This window comes from Undibacterium sp. Ji50W, assembly GCF_049340445.1.
Classification (GTDB): Bacteria; Pseudomonadota; Gammaproteobacteria; order Burkholderiales; family Burkholderiaceae_D; genus Undibacterium.
Genome location: NZ_JBMPOX010000004.1, coordinates 97255 through 113855, shown reverse-complemented (window position 1 = coordinate 113855; position 16601 = coordinate 97255). Strand labels below are relative to the sequence as shown.

The window sequence follows — 16601 nt, the reverse complement described above, 5'->3', positions numbered from 1 at the left end:
AGCGAGGTATCAGAGATAGGCTCTCGTTGCGTTGACAGTGGTAACTGTCATTTTATTCGAATTCGATACAAAATTCGATGTCAAGACATCATGCATTCTGTCACGGTATGACCCAATAACAATATGCCATGGCTGCACCTACATTCATATCGAATCAAAGAGACATCAAAGGAAACTTTCGAAATTTCGCTGCAGCGCTTCCTCGACTTCCTTTGAAATCTGCTGTGTTCACAGTGTAGGTTGAATACGCTGGCAGGGAAAATATGGAATTAAAATAGGGCTATCATGAAAAATGATAGCCCACATTGCCTGCCTTGCCAGCGCACGATCAGCCAGCACACCCTGTTTTTCGGCAAAGCACATGTCCCTAAGCAGCTTTGCGACGCCTGGCCAGCGATGCACGCATGGTGACGGCAACCTGGAAATCCCGCTTCACCGGACGCGCCCATCCATAACAGCGGTTCAGCAATTCATTCAGGGCATTCAAGGTGACATCACGCCAGGGTATATGCACCGAAGACAGGGGTGGCGCGGCGAAGGTTGCGCTCATGGTGTCGTCATAGCCTATCACCGAGACATCGCGTGGCACGGCAATGCCCGCCTGCTGGAAATACGAGAGCGCCCCGAGTGCCATTTCATCATTGGCGCAAAACAGGGCGGTAAACGGATAAGCTGAATTGACCAGTTCCCTGGCTGCATTCCAGCCACCTTCTGGCGAAAAGTCGCTTTCAGCTATCCACATGTTTGCCGTATCAATACCGGCACGGCCCAGTTCACCCAGAAATCCGTTGATGCGGTCCACATTGTCTGCCGCCTCGGACGGGCCGGCAATGACTGCTATCTTTTTGTGCTGGTGCGCAAGCAAGGCTTTTGCTGCCATCACCCCGCCCAGCTCATGATCTGCAATAAAACACTGTGCGGCAAATTGTTCCGAGTGATGATTCAACATCACCAGTTGTGCATGCTTGGGACCGAGCTTGGAAAAATCATCATCATTCAAGACATTGCTCATGACGATCAGGCCGTCGCAACCACGCTCCATCAAGAATTGTATGGCTTCCACACCTTTCCGGTGCTCGTCAACGCCGCTCACACCAAAGGCAACCACCATATGCAGACCGGCAGCACGCAGTTCAGTATCAATGGATTGCAGGATGGGCATATAAAAAGTGCCCTTGAGTACCGGGATATACACCCCTATCATTTGCGAATTGCCAGACAATAGTGAGCGCGCTGCATGCGAAGGACGAAAATCCAGTTCAGCGATGGCTTTCCTGACCCTTTCCTGTGTTTTTAATGAGACTGAACCGTTGCCGCTCACCACACGCGAAGCAGTTCCCAGACCTACTCCCGCCAGGCGGGCTACATCCTTGATGGTGGCCACTAGATTCTCTTCTATGATTAAGGTTTCAGCAGTATTAGGACTTACGCAAAACCGCCCCAGCTGCGTTGTAGCTCCTAGCCGTACTGTTCGTACTGTCTTCGTCGCTACGGTGTAGTTGGGGTTTCAGACAATATATTGTCTGCCAACGCAACGAACCTCCCCTGCAAGGGAGGTTTCCTAAAGCGATAGCCTTGCTGGGACAATTTTGCGTAAGTCGTAAGTATATTAAATTTCCATCACGCATGGCATTGCCGCTATCAATGTGTTGCCATTTTTTCCCGCAGTTGGGTGACGATGAGATCAACAAAGCTTCTGACCCTGGTGGATGCATAGCGGTTTTCCCGGTGCACCACATGCACCGGCAAGGCTGCTGTTTCATACTCGGGCAGCAGGTGTATCAATTGCCCGGTTTTGAATAAGGCATCCACCTGATACGACAACAGACGGCTGATGCCCAGGCCGGCCAGACTGGCTTCAATCGCTGCATCATTGCTGGTGATGGTCAGGCGCGGCTTGAACTTGAATGCCAGGTTCTGGCCCTGATGGCTGAAACGCCACTCAGTCATCGGCGTCACACTGGATGCGGCAATCATGCTGTGGGCCCGTAACTGATCGGGGTGTTGCGGCTGGCCAGCCTGTGCCAGGTAGGCTGGCGACGCACACAAGACCCGCCGTATCTGCCCGACCCGTATCGCTTTCATACTGGAATCCGGCAGCTCGCCTATGCGTATGCCAACATCCACGCCCTCTTCCAGCAAATTCACCACCCGGTCCAGAAACAGGGCAGACACATCCATGGCAGGATAACGTTGCAGGTAATCTACGATGCTGGCCATTACATACATTTTGCCAAACAGGACCGGTGCAGTCACCGTCAAATGACCGCGTGGTTCGGCATTGATGCCAGTTGTGGCTTCGTCCGCCGCCTCGACTTCGGCGATGATGCGGCGAGCGTCATCCTGATAGCGTTGACCGGCTTCGGTTACCCTGACATAACGCGTGCTGCGATTGAGCAATTTGACACCCAACCTGGCTTCGAGCGCCGCAATCGCACGGGTCACCGCCGGTGGCGACATGCCCAGGCGGCGTGCGGCAGCAGCAAAACCCTCTTCTTCTGCGACGGCCACGAACACCGTCATCAAATGCAGCTTGTCCATAGATGTGCCCGGTGATTATTCCATTTTTTACAATAGTCAATTGTAAGTCATGCGTATTCTGTCCACAAATGATATTGCGTAAAATCGGCCCAGAGGCCCCACTACATTTTTCAAAAACGGATACCTGATGAACAACTTGGAAGACGAAGCACGTCCGCCGCTCCCACCTTTTACACAGGAAACGGCCATACAGAAAGTACGTCTGGCAGAAGATGCCTGGAACAGCCGCGACCCGGACCGGGTAGTGTTGGCTTATACACTGAACACGATCTGGCGCAATCGTCATGAATTCCCGCTGGGCCGGGAACAGATCAGGGAATTCTTGCAGCGCAAATGGGCGGCAGAACGTGAATACCGCCTGATCAAGGAATTATGGGCTTTCCGCGACCATCGTATCGCCGTCCGCTTTGCCTACGAGAGTTGCGATCATGAAGGTAACTGGACACGCTCTTATGGCAATGAGAATTGGGAATTTGCTGACGATGGCCTGATGCATAGACGCCTGGCCAGCATCAATGATCTGCGCATCAGCGCAGATCAGCGCCTGTTTCACTGGGCTCAGGGTCGCCGCCCGGACCATCATCCCGGACTGAGTGAGCTGGGTCTATAAACAGAACCCATATCGAGCCCAAACAGGGGGCGCAAGAAAAACACGCGGCGTATGATTTCGTAGCTGAGGAAACAGCTCAGCGCCGTCAAGGCAATCAGCAAGATGCCTTCGCTAAGCGCAGGCAATGCCAGCGGCTTCAGGCTATGCGCCATGATGACGATATAGGTCTGATGCAGGATGTAGACGGGAAACACAGCCTGCGTCAGATAGCGCCTTGCCGGACTGTCAAAGTTCAGGTACTGGTGCGCATAGGCGCACGCCGCGATAATCGCCGACCAGGCCATGCAAACCCATACCAGGCGCTGCGTCATGAGCAGCCATTTGGGAATATCATCAGTGGCAAGGTCAAAATAAATGATGAGCAGGATCCAGCTGCATGCGACCAGCCTCAGCGCCAGCCAGCGCAAGGCTGTCAGCTCTTGCCAGAATACCGGTGATGTGGCGATCAGTGCACCAAACACAAAGACAAACAAATAGCAGGCATGGTTATACCAGTCAGCTACCAGACCATGATTCGGCGGGAAGTCACTCAATAAAGCCATGCGTACCACAGCCAGATACGCAATCGGCAAGACCAGTATACGCCAGCCTTTCATCTGTTTTTCCAGCCAGGTGCGGGCCATCTTGAACCAGTCTGGTTTGACTGCCAGCCAACACCCCAGCAAGACACTGTAGACCCACAGATAGGCAACGAACCACAGATGATTCCATGTCGGCAAGTCCAGGGTCTTGCCTTCTATTTTAAAACCACGATAGGCATGCACATACAATTGCATGAAGTCACCGTAACCGCCTGCATAGGCCAGTTTTTCCACCACTTCCAGATAAGCTTGCGGTGGTACAACGACCAGCATGCCAAAGATCAAAGGCGGCAAAAGACGGATACTGCGGCTGCGCAGGAATTGTCCCGGCTTGATTTTCTCCAGCATGAATGCAGATGCCACGCCGGAAATGAAAAACAGCAAGCTCAGTCGCCAGGGGCTGGTCAGCATCATCAGCGGCTGCAGGGTGGAACTGGCATGCGGGCTTTTGACATGCCAGCCCCATTCCACGTAATACATACCGACGTGATACAGAATCAGCAGGAAGAAGGCAATGATACGGACCCAGTCAAGAAAGTACAGACGTAGTGACGGCGAACCTGCGGTGGGCGTGGATGAGGTGGACATGATGGCGGTATAGACTTGGTTATGAACACAAGGCCAGTTTACAGCCTGGGCCAGAACGCAAGCGAGGGGAATGTGACGAACTGGATTCCAGCCGGGGTGAACTGGACCAAGACCAGAATACCTATCAATGCAGGCTGCCCAGTTGCTGGACCACATCCTCTCTATATTGACGGCTGCAGGACAGACTAGTGCCATCGCGCAATAATAATTCAGCATCCCCTTTTTGCGCTGGCAATACCTGGGTGATCTGGTCCAGACGGACGATATGGCGCCGATGACAACGCACGAAGCCTTGCCCCAGGCGCTCATGCAGGCCAGACAAGGTCTGGCGCATCATATGCTGTTCTTGCGCAGTACAGATCAGCACATAATTGTCAGCCGCTTCCAGGCGGACAATGTCAGCCAGTTTGATGACCACGACACGGCCCTTTTCACTCAACAGCAAATGCTGCTCAGTGCCGGTCTTTCTGGCCATAGCGCTGCGTTCTTCCACCCTGTGCAGGGCGCGCAAGAACCGTGCTTCATCATAGGGCTTGAGCAAATAGTCGATGGCATTTGCATCGAAGGCTTGCAGGGCAAACTGGTCATACGCCGTTACGAACACAATCAGTGGCAGCGGCGCGCTCAACTGACTGGCAACGCTGATGCCATCCATTTCCGGCATCTGTATGTCGAGGAAAACCAGGTCGGGTTTATGCTTCGCAATGCTGTCCAGGGCTTCCTTCCCGTCCCTGGCTTCTGTCACGCTGGCGTCGGCCACGTGTTCGGCAACCAGGCGCCTGAGTTTGTCCCTGGCATAGGCTTCGTCATCGACGATGAGGATTTTCATGGCGTCTTCATCCTGTGCTCAAAGTGGCAAACGCAGTTCTGTCATGACACCAGCGGGTGTCAATGCACGTAAGGTCAGGCTGGCTGTATCCGCATACAGCACTTGCAGGCGCTGGCGCAAGTTGTTGATGCCGACGCCGCTGTTATCCGTTTTTTCTATCAGGTATCCGGCATCATCCTGAATGCACAGTACCAATTGCCCCTGCTCGCTGCGCGCGCTGATCTTGATATGTGTCAGTTGCGTGCGTTTTTCCACCGTATGCTTGAAGCTGTTTTCGAGCAGGGTTTGCAGACTCATCACTGGTACCCGGCAATCTTGCACGTCGTCCGCGATGTCCCAACTGAGTTCTACCCGGTCAACAAAACGCAGGCTCATGAGCCGTGCATAGGCTTGCAATAACTCCAACTCATGCCGCAATCCGGTTTCTGACTGCTGTCCCAGATCGAGGCTGGCACGCAAGAGTCCGGCAATCTGGCTCAAGGCGGTATCGGCCAGTTTGACATCGGTATACATCAGGGATGAAATGGTATTGAGGACATTGAACAGGAAATGCGGTTGCATCTGTTGCGTCAGCCTGTGCAACTGCGCCTGTCGCAACAAGGCCTGGGATTTTTCTGCATTTTCTTTTTCTTCCAGCAGGGATGCATAGGCTTGCAGGCCAAAGATGACCACATAGAAGATGCCAAAGAACAGGAAGATCTTGCTGCATTCATAGACCAGCACCTGGCCCCAGCCACCATGCTGATAAGTCAGTCCCAGCATTGCATATACCAGATGGCGCAGGCTATAAATGAGGATGACAAATACAATGCTGATCAATGGCAGCGGTAGAATCTGCTGCCAAAACCATTTGGCTGGCGTCTGCAACAGCACACTGTCAGTCAACTTGCGTTTTTGTATCAGTAGCAAAGCAGTGCCGACAAAGGCAGATGAACCTTCCCAAAATAGTGGTTCCCAGATATGTTTGCCGCCATTCTTCAAATGGTCTTGCACGGCAACCGCCATCATTAGTAACCAAAATAAAACCCAGCCGGCCAGCAAAGGTTTTTTTATCTTTTTCCAGAATCGTTGATGGCTCATATCAGGCAGACACCAGATTTTTTGTTCCCAGCCACTTACCGCTCTGGCTTAATTCACGGGTCAATTCCAGCACCAGTTTTTCCACCGCCATGGCAGCATTCGTCAGCGGGATGTTTTTGGATGCACACAGGGTGACCGTACGCGAAAGCTGCACATCACTGATGGGACAGGCGCGCATCTCGCCTCTTTCAATTTCTACCAGCATGGGGGAAACCGGCAAGATGGTCGCACCCATATCGGCAAGCAAGGCCGATTTCAAAATCGCAATAGAAGTAATGTCGATCACCTGCTCTATGCTTTTGCCCTGTTGCCTGACCACCTGTTCTATGCGCGGCCGAACCCCGTGCTGGATGCTGGGCAGTATCAAGGTCGCCTTCAGGGCCTGTTCCAGCGTAATGGATTTGCGCTTGCAGGCAAATTGCGAATCGCTGCGGGTGATATACATCATTTCTTCTTCAACCATGGGTTTGGTGGCAAAGCCGCCCAATTGCCCGTCGTCAAACAGGATGGCCAGGTTCAGGCGCCCAGAACGCAACTGCTCGGTCAGGTTGCCGGTCAATTCCTCTGTCAACTGAAACACAATGTCCGGGTAAGCCGCCCGCACCGCTTTCAGCAGCGGGAAGGCCAATGCACCGGACGCGCTTTGCGGTATGCCCAAAGCCACGGTGCCGCGTGGTTTGTCGGTGGACTGTGCCACCGCAGACCTGGCGTCACTGACCTGTTTCAATATCGCCTGCGCATGTTCGTAAAATACCTTGCCGGCATCGGTGGCCTGCATGCCCTGGGCCGAGCGGTGCAAGAGCATGGCGCCCAGTTCTTCTTCCAGTTGCTGCAATTGCTGGGTCAGGGCTGGCTGCACGATGTGCAACACACGTGCAGCACGTGACAGCGAGCCATGATCGACGATGGCAACAAAATAGCGTAATTGGCGCAGTTCCATGTTCTCGCAGTTCCGTTTTTCTATTCAACTGGCTTGATCGCTCTGCGTTCTATCGATGACGACAGGATCAGTGAGGTCGAGGTCACACCGCAACGCGCCAGACTGGTGATCACACGTTCCAGTTCGCGTACTGACGGCGCCACCACTTTCACGATCACGCAATCTTCGCCGGTAATGGCATGGCATTCAACGACTTCCGGCACTTGCTCGGCGATTTTCAGTACCGGCGTGTCGGTGGCGCGACTGGCTATGCGGACAAAGGCGGTAATCCCATATCCCAGTGCTTCGGGATTGACCCTGGCATGATAGCCCGTGATGACATTCGCCGCCTCCATGCGTTTGACCCTTTCGGCAACCGCTGGCTGGCTTAAATGTATGCGACGACCGATTTCGGCCAGCGTGACCCTGGCATCCGCCTGCAAAATCTCAAGGATCTTGCCATCCATCACGTCTAATTCTAACTTCATGGGAAAAACCTCTTTTTTCTGTGATATCAAAAGAAATGTACCTGATTTACCTTTGTTTATCCATTCAAAATCACATCCTGCTAACATACACTGATAGTCGATCATTCATTGCACAAGAGAAATTCATGCGCCACCTGCCCCGTCAAGTCCTGCTCGCCCTGCTCACTGTCTATATTGTCTGGGGCTCCACGTATTTTGCCATTCAGGTCGCATTGCAAGCCTTCCCGCCTTTCATGATGATAGGCACGCGCTTTCTGGTGGCGGGCGCGATATTATATATTTGGCAAAAATGGCATGGCGCAGCCAACCCGACTTTGCGTGAGTGGCGGGACGGCGGCATAGTCGGCATCCTGATGCTGGGTGGCGGCACCGGCCTGACTGCGGTGGCACAGCAATACGTCTCTTCCGGTCTGACCGCAGTCTTTATCGCCTGCTCACCGATGATACTGTCGGGCCTGTCGGGCCTGTTCGGCGACTGGCCGAAAAGACGCGAATGGCTGGGCATAGTCTGCGGTTTTATTGGCGCCATGCTGCTGGCTTCGGATGGACAGTTTTCCGCAAAACCGCTGGGCATCCTGTTTTTACTGGGTGCCATACTGTGCTGGGATATAGGTTCCATCCTGTCGCAAAAGAAGCTCAAGATGGCTGCCGGCGGCATGGGCTTTGCCAGTGAAATGCTGGTGGGTGGCCTGTTCCTGTTCCTGATCAGTCTGTTCAAAGGCGAGCAACTGACAGGTGAAGTGAGCTTCAACGCGGTGGCGGCCTGGGCCTATCTGGTGGTGGCAGGTTCATTACTGGCATTTACTGCCTATATGTATCTGCTGTCCAAGGTCCCTGCCGGCCTGGCTGCCAGCTATGCCTATGTCAACCCGGTGATTGCGGTAGGCCTGGGGGTGGCGTTTGGTGGTGAACATCTGTCCATGCGTGAAATGCTGGCGATGAGCATCATCCTTGGCAGCGTCATCGTGCTGACCAGCGCCCACAAGAAGAATCAGGAACAGACTGCCAGTTGAAGGGTTTGACGGGACGCATGCAAGGCTGTTGTAGCAGTTTTGCGTACGTCCGTTTAAAAGAATTCGGCTGTATCGTTGGATACTTCAATCTGCAAGTCACCACTGGTGACCAGGGCATCGTAATAACAAGTGCGGTTGCGGCCATTGGTCTTGGCGAAATACAGGGCCTGGTCGGCCCGGCCAACGATGGCCACGGCAGGCTCGAACGGGTCTATGCGAGCATAACCGATGCTGATGGTGACCGTACCTACCTGTGGAAAATGATGCATTTCTACATTTTGACGGAAACGATCAAAGATCATCTGCGCATCTTCTTGCGAAGTCGAGCGCAATAAAATCACGAATTCTTCACCACCAAAGCGGAACAGCCGGTCTGAAGGACGGAAGGAGCTACGTAGCAAATTGGCAATCAGAATCAAAACTTCGTCGCCATACAGATGACCGAACTGGTCATTGACGCGCTTGAAATGGTCGATATCCAATACTGCCAGCCAATGCTGGCGTTCCGGCTCATGACGGCGACGCTCTTCGTCCTCACGCTCGGCTTCTGAGCTGGCCTGCTGCTGCAATGCACTATTGCGTAGCACTTTGGAAAAATTATCATCAAAAGTCTTACGGTTCAGCAAACCGGTCAGAGAGTCACGCTCACTGTAATCAAGCAGGTTTTGAAAGTTTCTGTACACGATCAGCATGCCGCTGACCACTTCCATTGCATTCGCCGTGTAGTTGGCCGGTTTGTAGATTTCCAGGCAGGTATGCAGCTTGTCGTTGATCCAGATCGGCAGCCAGACTATCCTGCCACCTTCGATCAGATGCTCAATCACCGGTTGTTGCTTGGCAATGCCTTCTTTTAACTGGGGATAATGCTCTATCGAATCATTTGCCGTGGGCGTCGTGTGCGATTCGTCGGCCATGGCCACCGAACCTTCGTGGATGGTAATCTGTGGTTTGATAAAAACTTGCTGCCCAACGGAAACGACATCCAATACCCGTGCTGACTCTGCATTCGTCAATTGACGCAGAGCCGTAATCACTGAAATATTCAGTAAGTCATGATCGCGATGTCCGGTAATCTCTACCAGATGTTTAATGATTGATTCCATGCCCCGTATTCCTGCACCTTACAGCATTAACACTCCATACAAAGTCAACTCCAGCAATGCGCACATTGCCGATTTACAATAGTATAGCAAGTCAAGGCACACCGTCACCAGATTATCTACAAACAATCTCGCCTTAGATAAAAATGACTGCTCCGTGGGTATTACTCTAAAGTCCTTTGTGGGAATCCGCCGTTGGCATTCTGCGATGGGCGGAACTACAGTAATATATAGTGACATCATTTCAATCATATTTTTTTGGCAAGGTGCAGATTATGCGAAATAAACAGCCGCTTTTTTGTAGCCCCGGCATGATCTGCATGGGAATCGTCAGCATAACGCTGGCTAGCCCGGCGATAGCGGCGTCCGTCATTCAGGTCAGCGACAGCAGTGGCCAGGCGGTCCAGGATGCAGTTGTATATGCCGAACTGGCAACAGGGCCACAACTTGCCAAATCGGCCACGGCAGAAATCCAGCAAAAAGACAAGAAATTCATGCCACTGGTGACGGTAGTACAGACCGGCACGTCGGTATCTTTTCCAAATAATGATACGGTCAGGCACCATGCCTACTCGTTTTCACCGGCCAAACCCTTTGAACTCAAGTTGTATTCTGGCAAACCGGCAGCGCCGGTAGTGTTTGACAAGGCCGGCACGGTGGTCGTCGGCTGCAATATCCATGACCAGATGGTCGCCTATATCCATATTGTCGATACGCCCTATTTTGCCAAAACGGATGCCAGCGGTGCGGCACACCTGGCCACCATCCCAGCCGGTAAATATGTGTTGAAAGTATGGCACCCCAAGCAAGCCCCTGGTGCGGCGGTTCAGGAACAAAACCTGCAGGTTGATGGCAGCGCAACGCCGGTGATTGTCAAACTCAATTACAAAGCAGGATAATCAGGCGCTGTCGGGGTACCCGTTCCTATGCATGACGGGTGCAATCATCAGCCCTGACATAGCGGCAAACATCAACTACATTATTATTTTACGTGCGCACATTGAGGATAATTCATGCGTTTGCATAGTCTGGAAAGCCGCGTCGTCACCCTGTTTATCGGTCTGCTCCTGACCTTGCAACTGGTCGGCTTTTTCACCATTCGTAATACCATAGACAGCAATGCCCGCAGTGCCATCGAAGAAAGCCTGAAGCTCAATGAAAAAATCCTGTTGCGACTGCTGGATCAGAATGCACAAAAACTGATACAGGGTGCCATCGTCCTGGCCAAGGAATATGCCTTCCGTGAAGCCATAGGCACGCATGACACCGAAACCATCGTCTCTACCCTGTCGAATCACGGCAAACGCATAGGTTCTGACCTGACCATGCTGGTTGGCCTGGACAGAAAAATCACGGCGTCTTCCAGTGCGACTGCCGCTGGCAATCTCAGCCACAGCTTGCAACAATCTGTCGCGGCCCTGATACAGACAGCAGAAAAATCCGGCAGCGCCGCCAGTACCACCATCGTCGATGGCAAGCCGTATCAAATGGTGGTGGTGCCGATAGAAGCACCAGTGACCATCAGTTGGGTCGTGATGGCTATTCCCATAGGCAAGACCCTGGTGAGTGACATGCATGAACTATCGCTGATGCAGATCAGCCTGCTGACGACAGGAAAAAATGGCTGGACACCGAATGTATCCACACTCAGCGACGGACAGGCTGCCGAACTGACCCATCTGATACCGCCGCCAGAACAAAAAGTCAGCTACCTGCCGAATATCCAGATAGATGAAGACCAGTACAGCACCCGCATCATCCAGCTGGCGCAAAATGAACAGGCCAGTACCGTCGCGGTACTACAACTGTCCATCAGCCAGGCGGTTGCGCCCTACAAGAAACTGCAACTGAACTTGCTGATACTGACGGTGTTTGGTGCCGTTGTCGCCAGTATCATCAGCGCCATTACCGCACGCCGCATTACTGGCCCGGTCCGGCAGTTGGCAGAAACCGCCCGACGCCTGGGTGCCGGTGACTATACGGCAGCCATCAACGTCAAGCAGAAGGATGAAATCGGCGATCTCGCACGCACCTTCACCACCATGCGTGACGGCATCGCCCAGCGTGAAAAGGAAATCAGCCGGCTGGCGTACTGGGATACCCTGACCAATCTGCCGAACCGCGCCCTGTTTACCGACATGCTGGAAGAAGCCATCGCGATGGCACGCGCGCATGAGAAATCCTGTTACGTACTGATGATGGACCTGGACCGTTTCAAACATGTGAACGACGTCATGGGTCACCGCTTTGGCGATATCCTGTTAAACCAGGTCGCCATCCGCTTGTCAGACGAACTGGGCGCAGGGGCGACCAAGCCGGCCCGCCTGGGTGGCGATGAATTCGCTATTCTGTTGCCGAATGGTTCCAAAGAAGAAGCGCTACACCTGGCCCACCGGATTTTGCGTTCACTGGAAAAACCGATTTCCATCGAAGACCAGACCGTAGACCTGGGCGCAGGCATAGGCATCGCCGGTTTTCCCGACCATGCCAGCGATACCCATACTTTGCTAAGCCGGGTCGAAGTCGCCATGTATGCAGCCAAACTGGGGAACAGTGGTGCCGTCATTTATTCACCAGACATAGACAAAGGCAGTCAGCAAAGCCTGTCACTGCTGAGTGAATTGCGGGCAGCGCTGGAACAACAGGCATTTCGCATGTATGTGCAACCCAAGGTCGGGCTCGACCATGGCCAGGTGATCGCGGTGGAAGCACTGGTACGCTGGGTGCACCCCGAACGCGGTTTCATCTTCCCCGACCAGTTCATCCCTTTTGCAGAACAAACCGGATTCATCCGTCAGTTGACACACTGGATCATGAATGAGGCAGCGCGCGTTTGCAGCCTCTGGAATAAGCAGGGCTTGCACTTGAAAATCTCCGTGAATATTTCCACCAGGGATTTGATGGATCAGGATTTGCCCACCAAGTTTGCCCAGATACTGCAGCAACATCAGGTGGATGCTGCCTCGTTCTGCCTGGAAATTACCGAAAGCGCCATCATGGATGACCCGGTCAGGGCTTTTCAGACGCTGGATCGTCTGCATGCCATGGGCCTGGACTTGTCCATCGATGACTTTGGTACCGGCTACTCTTCGCTGGCCTATCTGAAACGTTTGCCGGTGGATGAACTCAAGATCGATAAGTCTTTCGTCTTGAAAATGGAAAAAGATATTGATGACACCAAAATCGTCAAATCCACCATTGATCTTGGCCACAATATGGGCTTGCGCGTCGTCGCAGAAGGGGTGGAAAATGCTGAAGTCATGGCCCTGCTGAAAGAACTGGGCTGCGATCAGGCCCAGGGTTATTTCATCAGCAAACCCATGCCCTCGACCGATTTACCGGCGTGGCTGGAAAAATGGCAGCAAAACAATCCGGCGTCGTAATACCTCTACAGCAGGACAGCGGCAGAGCAGCATAAAAACAGCCTTATACCACATGCACTGACTGCGCTGACTTGCGATCGCGTTTGCGGTTGTACATACGGCTATCTGCAATTTTGATCAGCCTGACATAAAAACAGCCTTATACCACATGCACTGACTGCGCTGACTTGCGATCGCGTTTGCGGTTGTACATACGGCTATCTGCAATTTTGATCAGCCTGACATAATCTTCGCCATCTTCCGGGAAGCTGGCCCAACCTATGGAAACGCCGACGCCGACGATGACATCATCCAGCGCTATCGGTTGTTCAACCACGCTACAAATTTTTTCCACCATATTATTGATGTCAATCGAATTGCTGGTGTCTTTCAGCAGCAACACAAATTCATCACCGCCATACCTGGCGACTTCATCGGTATCACGTATGGCTGAACGCAGGCGTGCCGCGATAATCACCAATGCCTTGTCGCCCGCATCATGCCCATGGTTATCGTTGATGGATTTAAAGCGGTCCAGGTCCACAAACAGCAGGGTAAATCCTCCGATTTTCCCAGGGTGCTCCAGGGCCTGTTTTTGCAGGTAATTGATCTGGGCGAACAGCGATTCGCGGTTGGCAACCTGGGTCAGCTTATCAAAGCGCAACTTGTTTTCCATCTCAGTGAAAGTCTGCGCCAGCTTACCGATTTCATCCGTGCGGTTGATGCGCAGGGCGGGCATGGGTTCGCCATTGCCGAATTTTTCTGCGGCAGAAGTCAGCTTGCGGATATCCCTGACCACACGCTCCACGATCGTCAACCCTATGGTCAGTGCAAAGATGATGCAGGCAAAAGCAATCACCATGCTCTGCAAAAACCCCTGGTTGATGCTGCTCATGAAATCCGAACGCGGTACCGCCACGACCGTCTGCCAGTTCAGGCCCTGACGGATACCCAGAGGCGAGATGGCCACATCTACCGTACCGATGCTGGTTTCTATGGGTTGTGTGCCTGAAGTCAGTGCGCTTGCATTCCCCAGCTTTTGGAAAGTCTGATTAATGAGCGGGGTTTTCATGTCGATGGCACGCATGCGCTCTGGTACCCCATTCACCGTTCTTTCCGGTATTTCCTGGCCCGACGTGGCGACGATAAAACCATCTGCATCGACAATATAGGCGACACTGTTCTTGCTGATTTCCAGCTTGCGCAAAAAGTTGGATAGCTCCTTGAGCGTAAGGTCTGTCGCCACCACGCCAGCAAATTCATGATTCTTTTGATAGACCGCCTTGGCCAGGGTGATGGTGGGGTAATGAAAAGAAAAATTATTATAGATTTTTGACCAGACCGGCTTTTCTGATTCCCTGGCAGCCTGGTACCAGGGTCTTAACCGTGGATCAAATGCATCACTGCGCAATAATTCGGCACGATCGCCGACATGCCCCACGCGGTAGACAAAACGCTTGTTCCATTCCGGCTCGCGCCAGAACAATTGCACCATGCCGTTGGAGATACGGTAGACGCCGACAAAGCGGCCATCATTGCCGCCAAAGTAGACATAATTATTGACATCCATGAACAGGCCACTGGCAACCCAGAACTTTTCTTCCAGCACTTTCATGTCGGTGGGAAACGCCTGTTCCTTGGGTACATTGCCTGCGCTGGGTGCGACTGATTCAAGGGCAATGAGGGCGCCATCCAGATGCTTTTCCGTCGCATGATTGATGCGGTTCACCATGTCTACCAGAATCCGCTGGGTCAGGGTATATACGGCATCCGTCCCGGCCTTCATTGAGACCCAACCTATGGCAGCGGACACTCCGATTACCAGCACGGTAATCGGGATCACCAATTCACGACGCAACGACGAACGACTCATACTCGGGCTCAAAAACGACAATATCAAGGTCAGGAAAAAAGTTAAAGGATGCTTAGGCAAAAAAAAACAGGATACGTGCCCCGATTTCGATTTTTGAGGCTGAAAAAATCGAGCTTTTCAGTATATACCGTTAAAAATTGTTAAAACCAACTTCTGCGGCGGCACAGGAATTAAATCTTGCGTATTGTGGTAGTTCGCGAGACAAGATTGACATCTGAACTCCCTTTTCATTCATTTATTTCAACAATTGAATCGCTTCCTTCAAGAGAGAAAATCTCTCAGGACAAGCAGCATACTATGGACTTATACGCCACCGATAGCGAAGTTAAACAGTTAGAGCAGCGTTTGGCCGACATGGTGGCGCAAGAACAACTGGACGATATGCTGACACTGGCGTGGGGCTTACGCCAGCGCGATAGTCGCCAGGCAGTCAGCTTATGTGATCAGGTAAGCATATTACTCAACAAATCCAGGCGTTCGGAAGCCGACAAGGCACTGGTGTATCTGCGCCTGCAATTGATACGCGCAGAAGAACGCTGGCTGCATGCCGATCTCGATGTTGCCGCCAACATCGTGCAAGCCATACTAAGGCATCCCGAAGTCCATCTGGATGCCGTCTGTCTGAGCGATGCTCATCACTTGTTGGGTTTCATTTTTTCCGACCAGGGCAAGCATGTGGAATGCGATATTGAAATGGCAATCTCCATCGATGAGGCCAGCAAGGCCGACGATGTGCTGCGGCGCCAATGCGCGGCAGCAGCCCTGGCACGCATCGCCGTCTTGCGCGACGACAAACTGGCAAAAGCCTATTTTGACCGTCATTTTGAAACCCGGAATCCGCCCAAGGATATCCATCCGGCGCTGGCAGCGCTGATGAATGATTTTCTTGGTTTATATGCCGGCCTGAACGAGCAGTTTGATGATTCCATCGCATTCCTGGACAAGGCGTACAGGCTGTGCCTGCAATCCGGGCAGATTCGCCGCGCCATCCTGACCGCTGCCAATATAGGTTATACCTATAGCAGAATGAATAATTACGAAGCGGCTCTCGACTGGCAGCAAAAGGCATTGACGCTGGCGAAACCTGCCGGCTGGTCACCCAGTATAGGCAATTGCCTGATGCAGATCGGCGATACCCTGCGCAAAATGGGTTCACTGGATACGGCAGAACAAATATTGCATGAGTCCCTGGAACAGCTGTCCATGCTGACCAATTCCCGCAACTATGCCCTGACCATTAGCGCGCTGGCCGACCTTGCCCTTGACCGTCGCGACTATCATCTGGCACAGAATTTATTCTCTCAACTGGCCACATTGCCTGGTGCCCAGGAACAGGCTGACTTGCAAGAGCTTGCCATCGAGGGTCAAGCCACGGCACGTGCAAAAATGAAATCAACGGCACGCGAAGCCAACGGCACGCAGGGAACCGTGTTTGTCAAACGTTGATACGTGCGCTAGCTCCCAGCTTACTCCCCCCGCTGTCCACCACTCGTTCCACGCTTATTTCATGTTCACTCTGTGGTATTTTAGCAATAAAATACTGTTGGCGACTTATGACTGATGGTCAACACTTTACAATAAACCCTCTGGTTTAATCTGAAGACACCCAGCGCATGT

14 protein-coding genes are annotated in these 16601 nt (G+C 52.7%); 5 read left to right on the top strand and 9 right to left on the bottom strand.

Annotation, left to right across the window (positions count from 1 at the left end):
- Positions 1-367: 367 nt before the first annotated feature.
- Both ACO0K9_RS09165 and ACO0K9_RS09160 read right to left on the bottom strand, forming a co-directional pair.
- Positions 368-1384 carry a LacI family DNA-binding transcriptional regulator gene (locus ACO0K9_RS09165; RefSeq protein ID WP_422984038.1) on the bottom strand — a complete coding sequence of 339 codons (1017 nt, stop codon included), beginning with the start codon at positions 1382-1384 and terminating at the stop codon, positions 368-370.
- A gap of 257 nt (positions 1385-1641) precedes the next feature.
- On the bottom strand, positions 1642-2541 hold the full coding sequence (locus ACO0K9_RS09160; protein ID WP_422984036.1) for a LysR family transcriptional regulator: 900 nt from the start codon (positions 2539-2541) through the stop codon (positions 1642-1644).
- A gap of 127 nt (positions 2542-2668) precedes the next feature.
- Between ACO0K9_RS09160 and ACO0K9_RS09155 the strand changes: the two genes are divergently transcribed.
- Positions 2669-3151, top strand: coding sequence for a DUF1348 family protein (locus tag ACO0K9_RS09155; RefSeq protein WP_422984034.1), 483 nt, complete (start codon positions 2669-2671; stop codon positions 3149-3151).
- On the opposite strand, the gene ACO0K9_RS09150 is transcribed toward ACO0K9_RS09155, so the two are convergent.
- From ACO0K9_RS09150 to ACO0K9_RS09130, 5 genes are all read right to left on the bottom strand, one after another.
- The gene (locus tag ACO0K9_RS09150; RefSeq protein ID WP_422984032.1) at positions 3121-4320 is read right to left on the bottom strand and encodes an acyltransferase family protein; all 1200 of its coding nucleotides are present in this window, start codon (positions 4318-4320) and stop codon (positions 3121-3123) included. The genes ACO0K9_RS09155 and ACO0K9_RS09150 overlap by 31 nt on opposite strands.
- Before the next feature lie 124 nt (positions 4321-4444).
- A complete protein-coding gene (locus tag ACO0K9_RS09145; RefSeq protein WP_422984030.1) occupies positions 4445-5149 on the bottom strand; it encodes a LytR/AlgR family response regulator transcription factor in 705 nt (234 codons plus the stop codon).
- Positions 5150-5167: 18 nt separating this feature from the next.
- Positions 5168-6229 carry a sensor histidine kinase gene (locus ACO0K9_RS09140; RefSeq protein WP_422984028.1) on the bottom strand — a complete coding sequence of 354 codons (1062 nt, stop codon included), beginning with the start codon at positions 6227-6229 and terminating at the stop codon, positions 5168-5170.
- A gap of 1 nt (position 6230) precedes the next feature.
- Positions 6231-7169, bottom strand: coding sequence for a LysR substrate-binding domain-containing protein (locus tag ACO0K9_RS09135; protein ID WP_422984026.1), 939 nt, complete (start codon positions 7167-7169; stop codon positions 6231-6233).
- A gap of 20 nt (positions 7170-7189) precedes the next feature.
- Positions 7190-7636, bottom strand: a complete 447-nt coding sequence (locus ACO0K9_RS09130; protein WP_422984024.1) for an Lrp/AsnC family transcriptional regulator — start codon at positions 7634-7636, stop codon at positions 7190-7192.
- A 125-nt stretch (positions 7637-7761) separates the two neighbouring features.
- On the opposite strand from ACO0K9_RS09130, the gene yedA reads away from it, so the two are divergent.
- Complete coding sequence (gene yedA, locus ACO0K9_RS09125) at positions 7762-8649, top strand: drug/metabolite exporter YedA (protein WP_422984022.1); 888 nt, start codon at positions 7762-7764, stop codon at positions 8647-8649.
- Between the two features lie 53 nt (positions 8650-8702).
- Here yedA and ACO0K9_RS09120 read toward each other — a convergent pair whose 3' ends face one another.
- The gene (locus ACO0K9_RS09120; protein ID WP_422984020.1) at positions 8703-9752 is read right to left on the bottom strand and encodes a GGDEF domain-containing protein; all 1050 of its coding nucleotides are present in this window, start codon (positions 9750-9752) and stop codon (positions 8703-8705) included.
- Positions 9753-10069: 317 nt separating this feature from the next.
- Between ACO0K9_RS09120 and ACO0K9_RS09115 the strand changes: the two genes are divergently transcribed.
- Both ACO0K9_RS09115 and ACO0K9_RS09110 read left to right on the top strand, forming a co-directional pair.
- Entirely contained in the window at positions 10070-10648 is a 579-nt protein-coding gene (locus ACO0K9_RS09115) for a methylamine utilization protein (RefSeq protein WP_422984018.1), read from the top strand.
- Positions 10649-10762: 114 nt separating this feature from the next.
- Positions 10763-13132 (top strand): EAL domain-containing protein, encoded by a 2370-nt coding sequence (locus tag ACO0K9_RS09110; protein ID WP_422984016.1) that lies wholly within the window; start codon positions 10763-10765, stop codon positions 13130-13132.
- Positions 13133-13271: 139 nt separating this feature from the next.
- Here ACO0K9_RS09110 and ACO0K9_RS09105 read toward each other — a convergent pair whose 3' ends face one another.
- Positions 13272-14984 (bottom strand): diguanylate cyclase domain-containing protein, encoded by a 1713-nt coding sequence (locus ACO0K9_RS09105; protein ID WP_422984014.1) that lies wholly within the window; start codon positions 14982-14984, stop codon positions 13272-13274.
- A gap of 297 nt (positions 14985-15281) precedes the next feature.
- On the opposite strand from ACO0K9_RS09105, the gene ACO0K9_RS09100 reads away from it, so the two are divergent.
- Complete coding sequence (locus ACO0K9_RS09100; protein WP_422984012.1) at positions 15282-16430, top strand: tetratricopeptide repeat protein; 1149 nt, start codon at positions 15282-15284, stop codon at positions 16428-16430.
- Positions 16431-16601 lie beyond the last annotated feature (171 nt).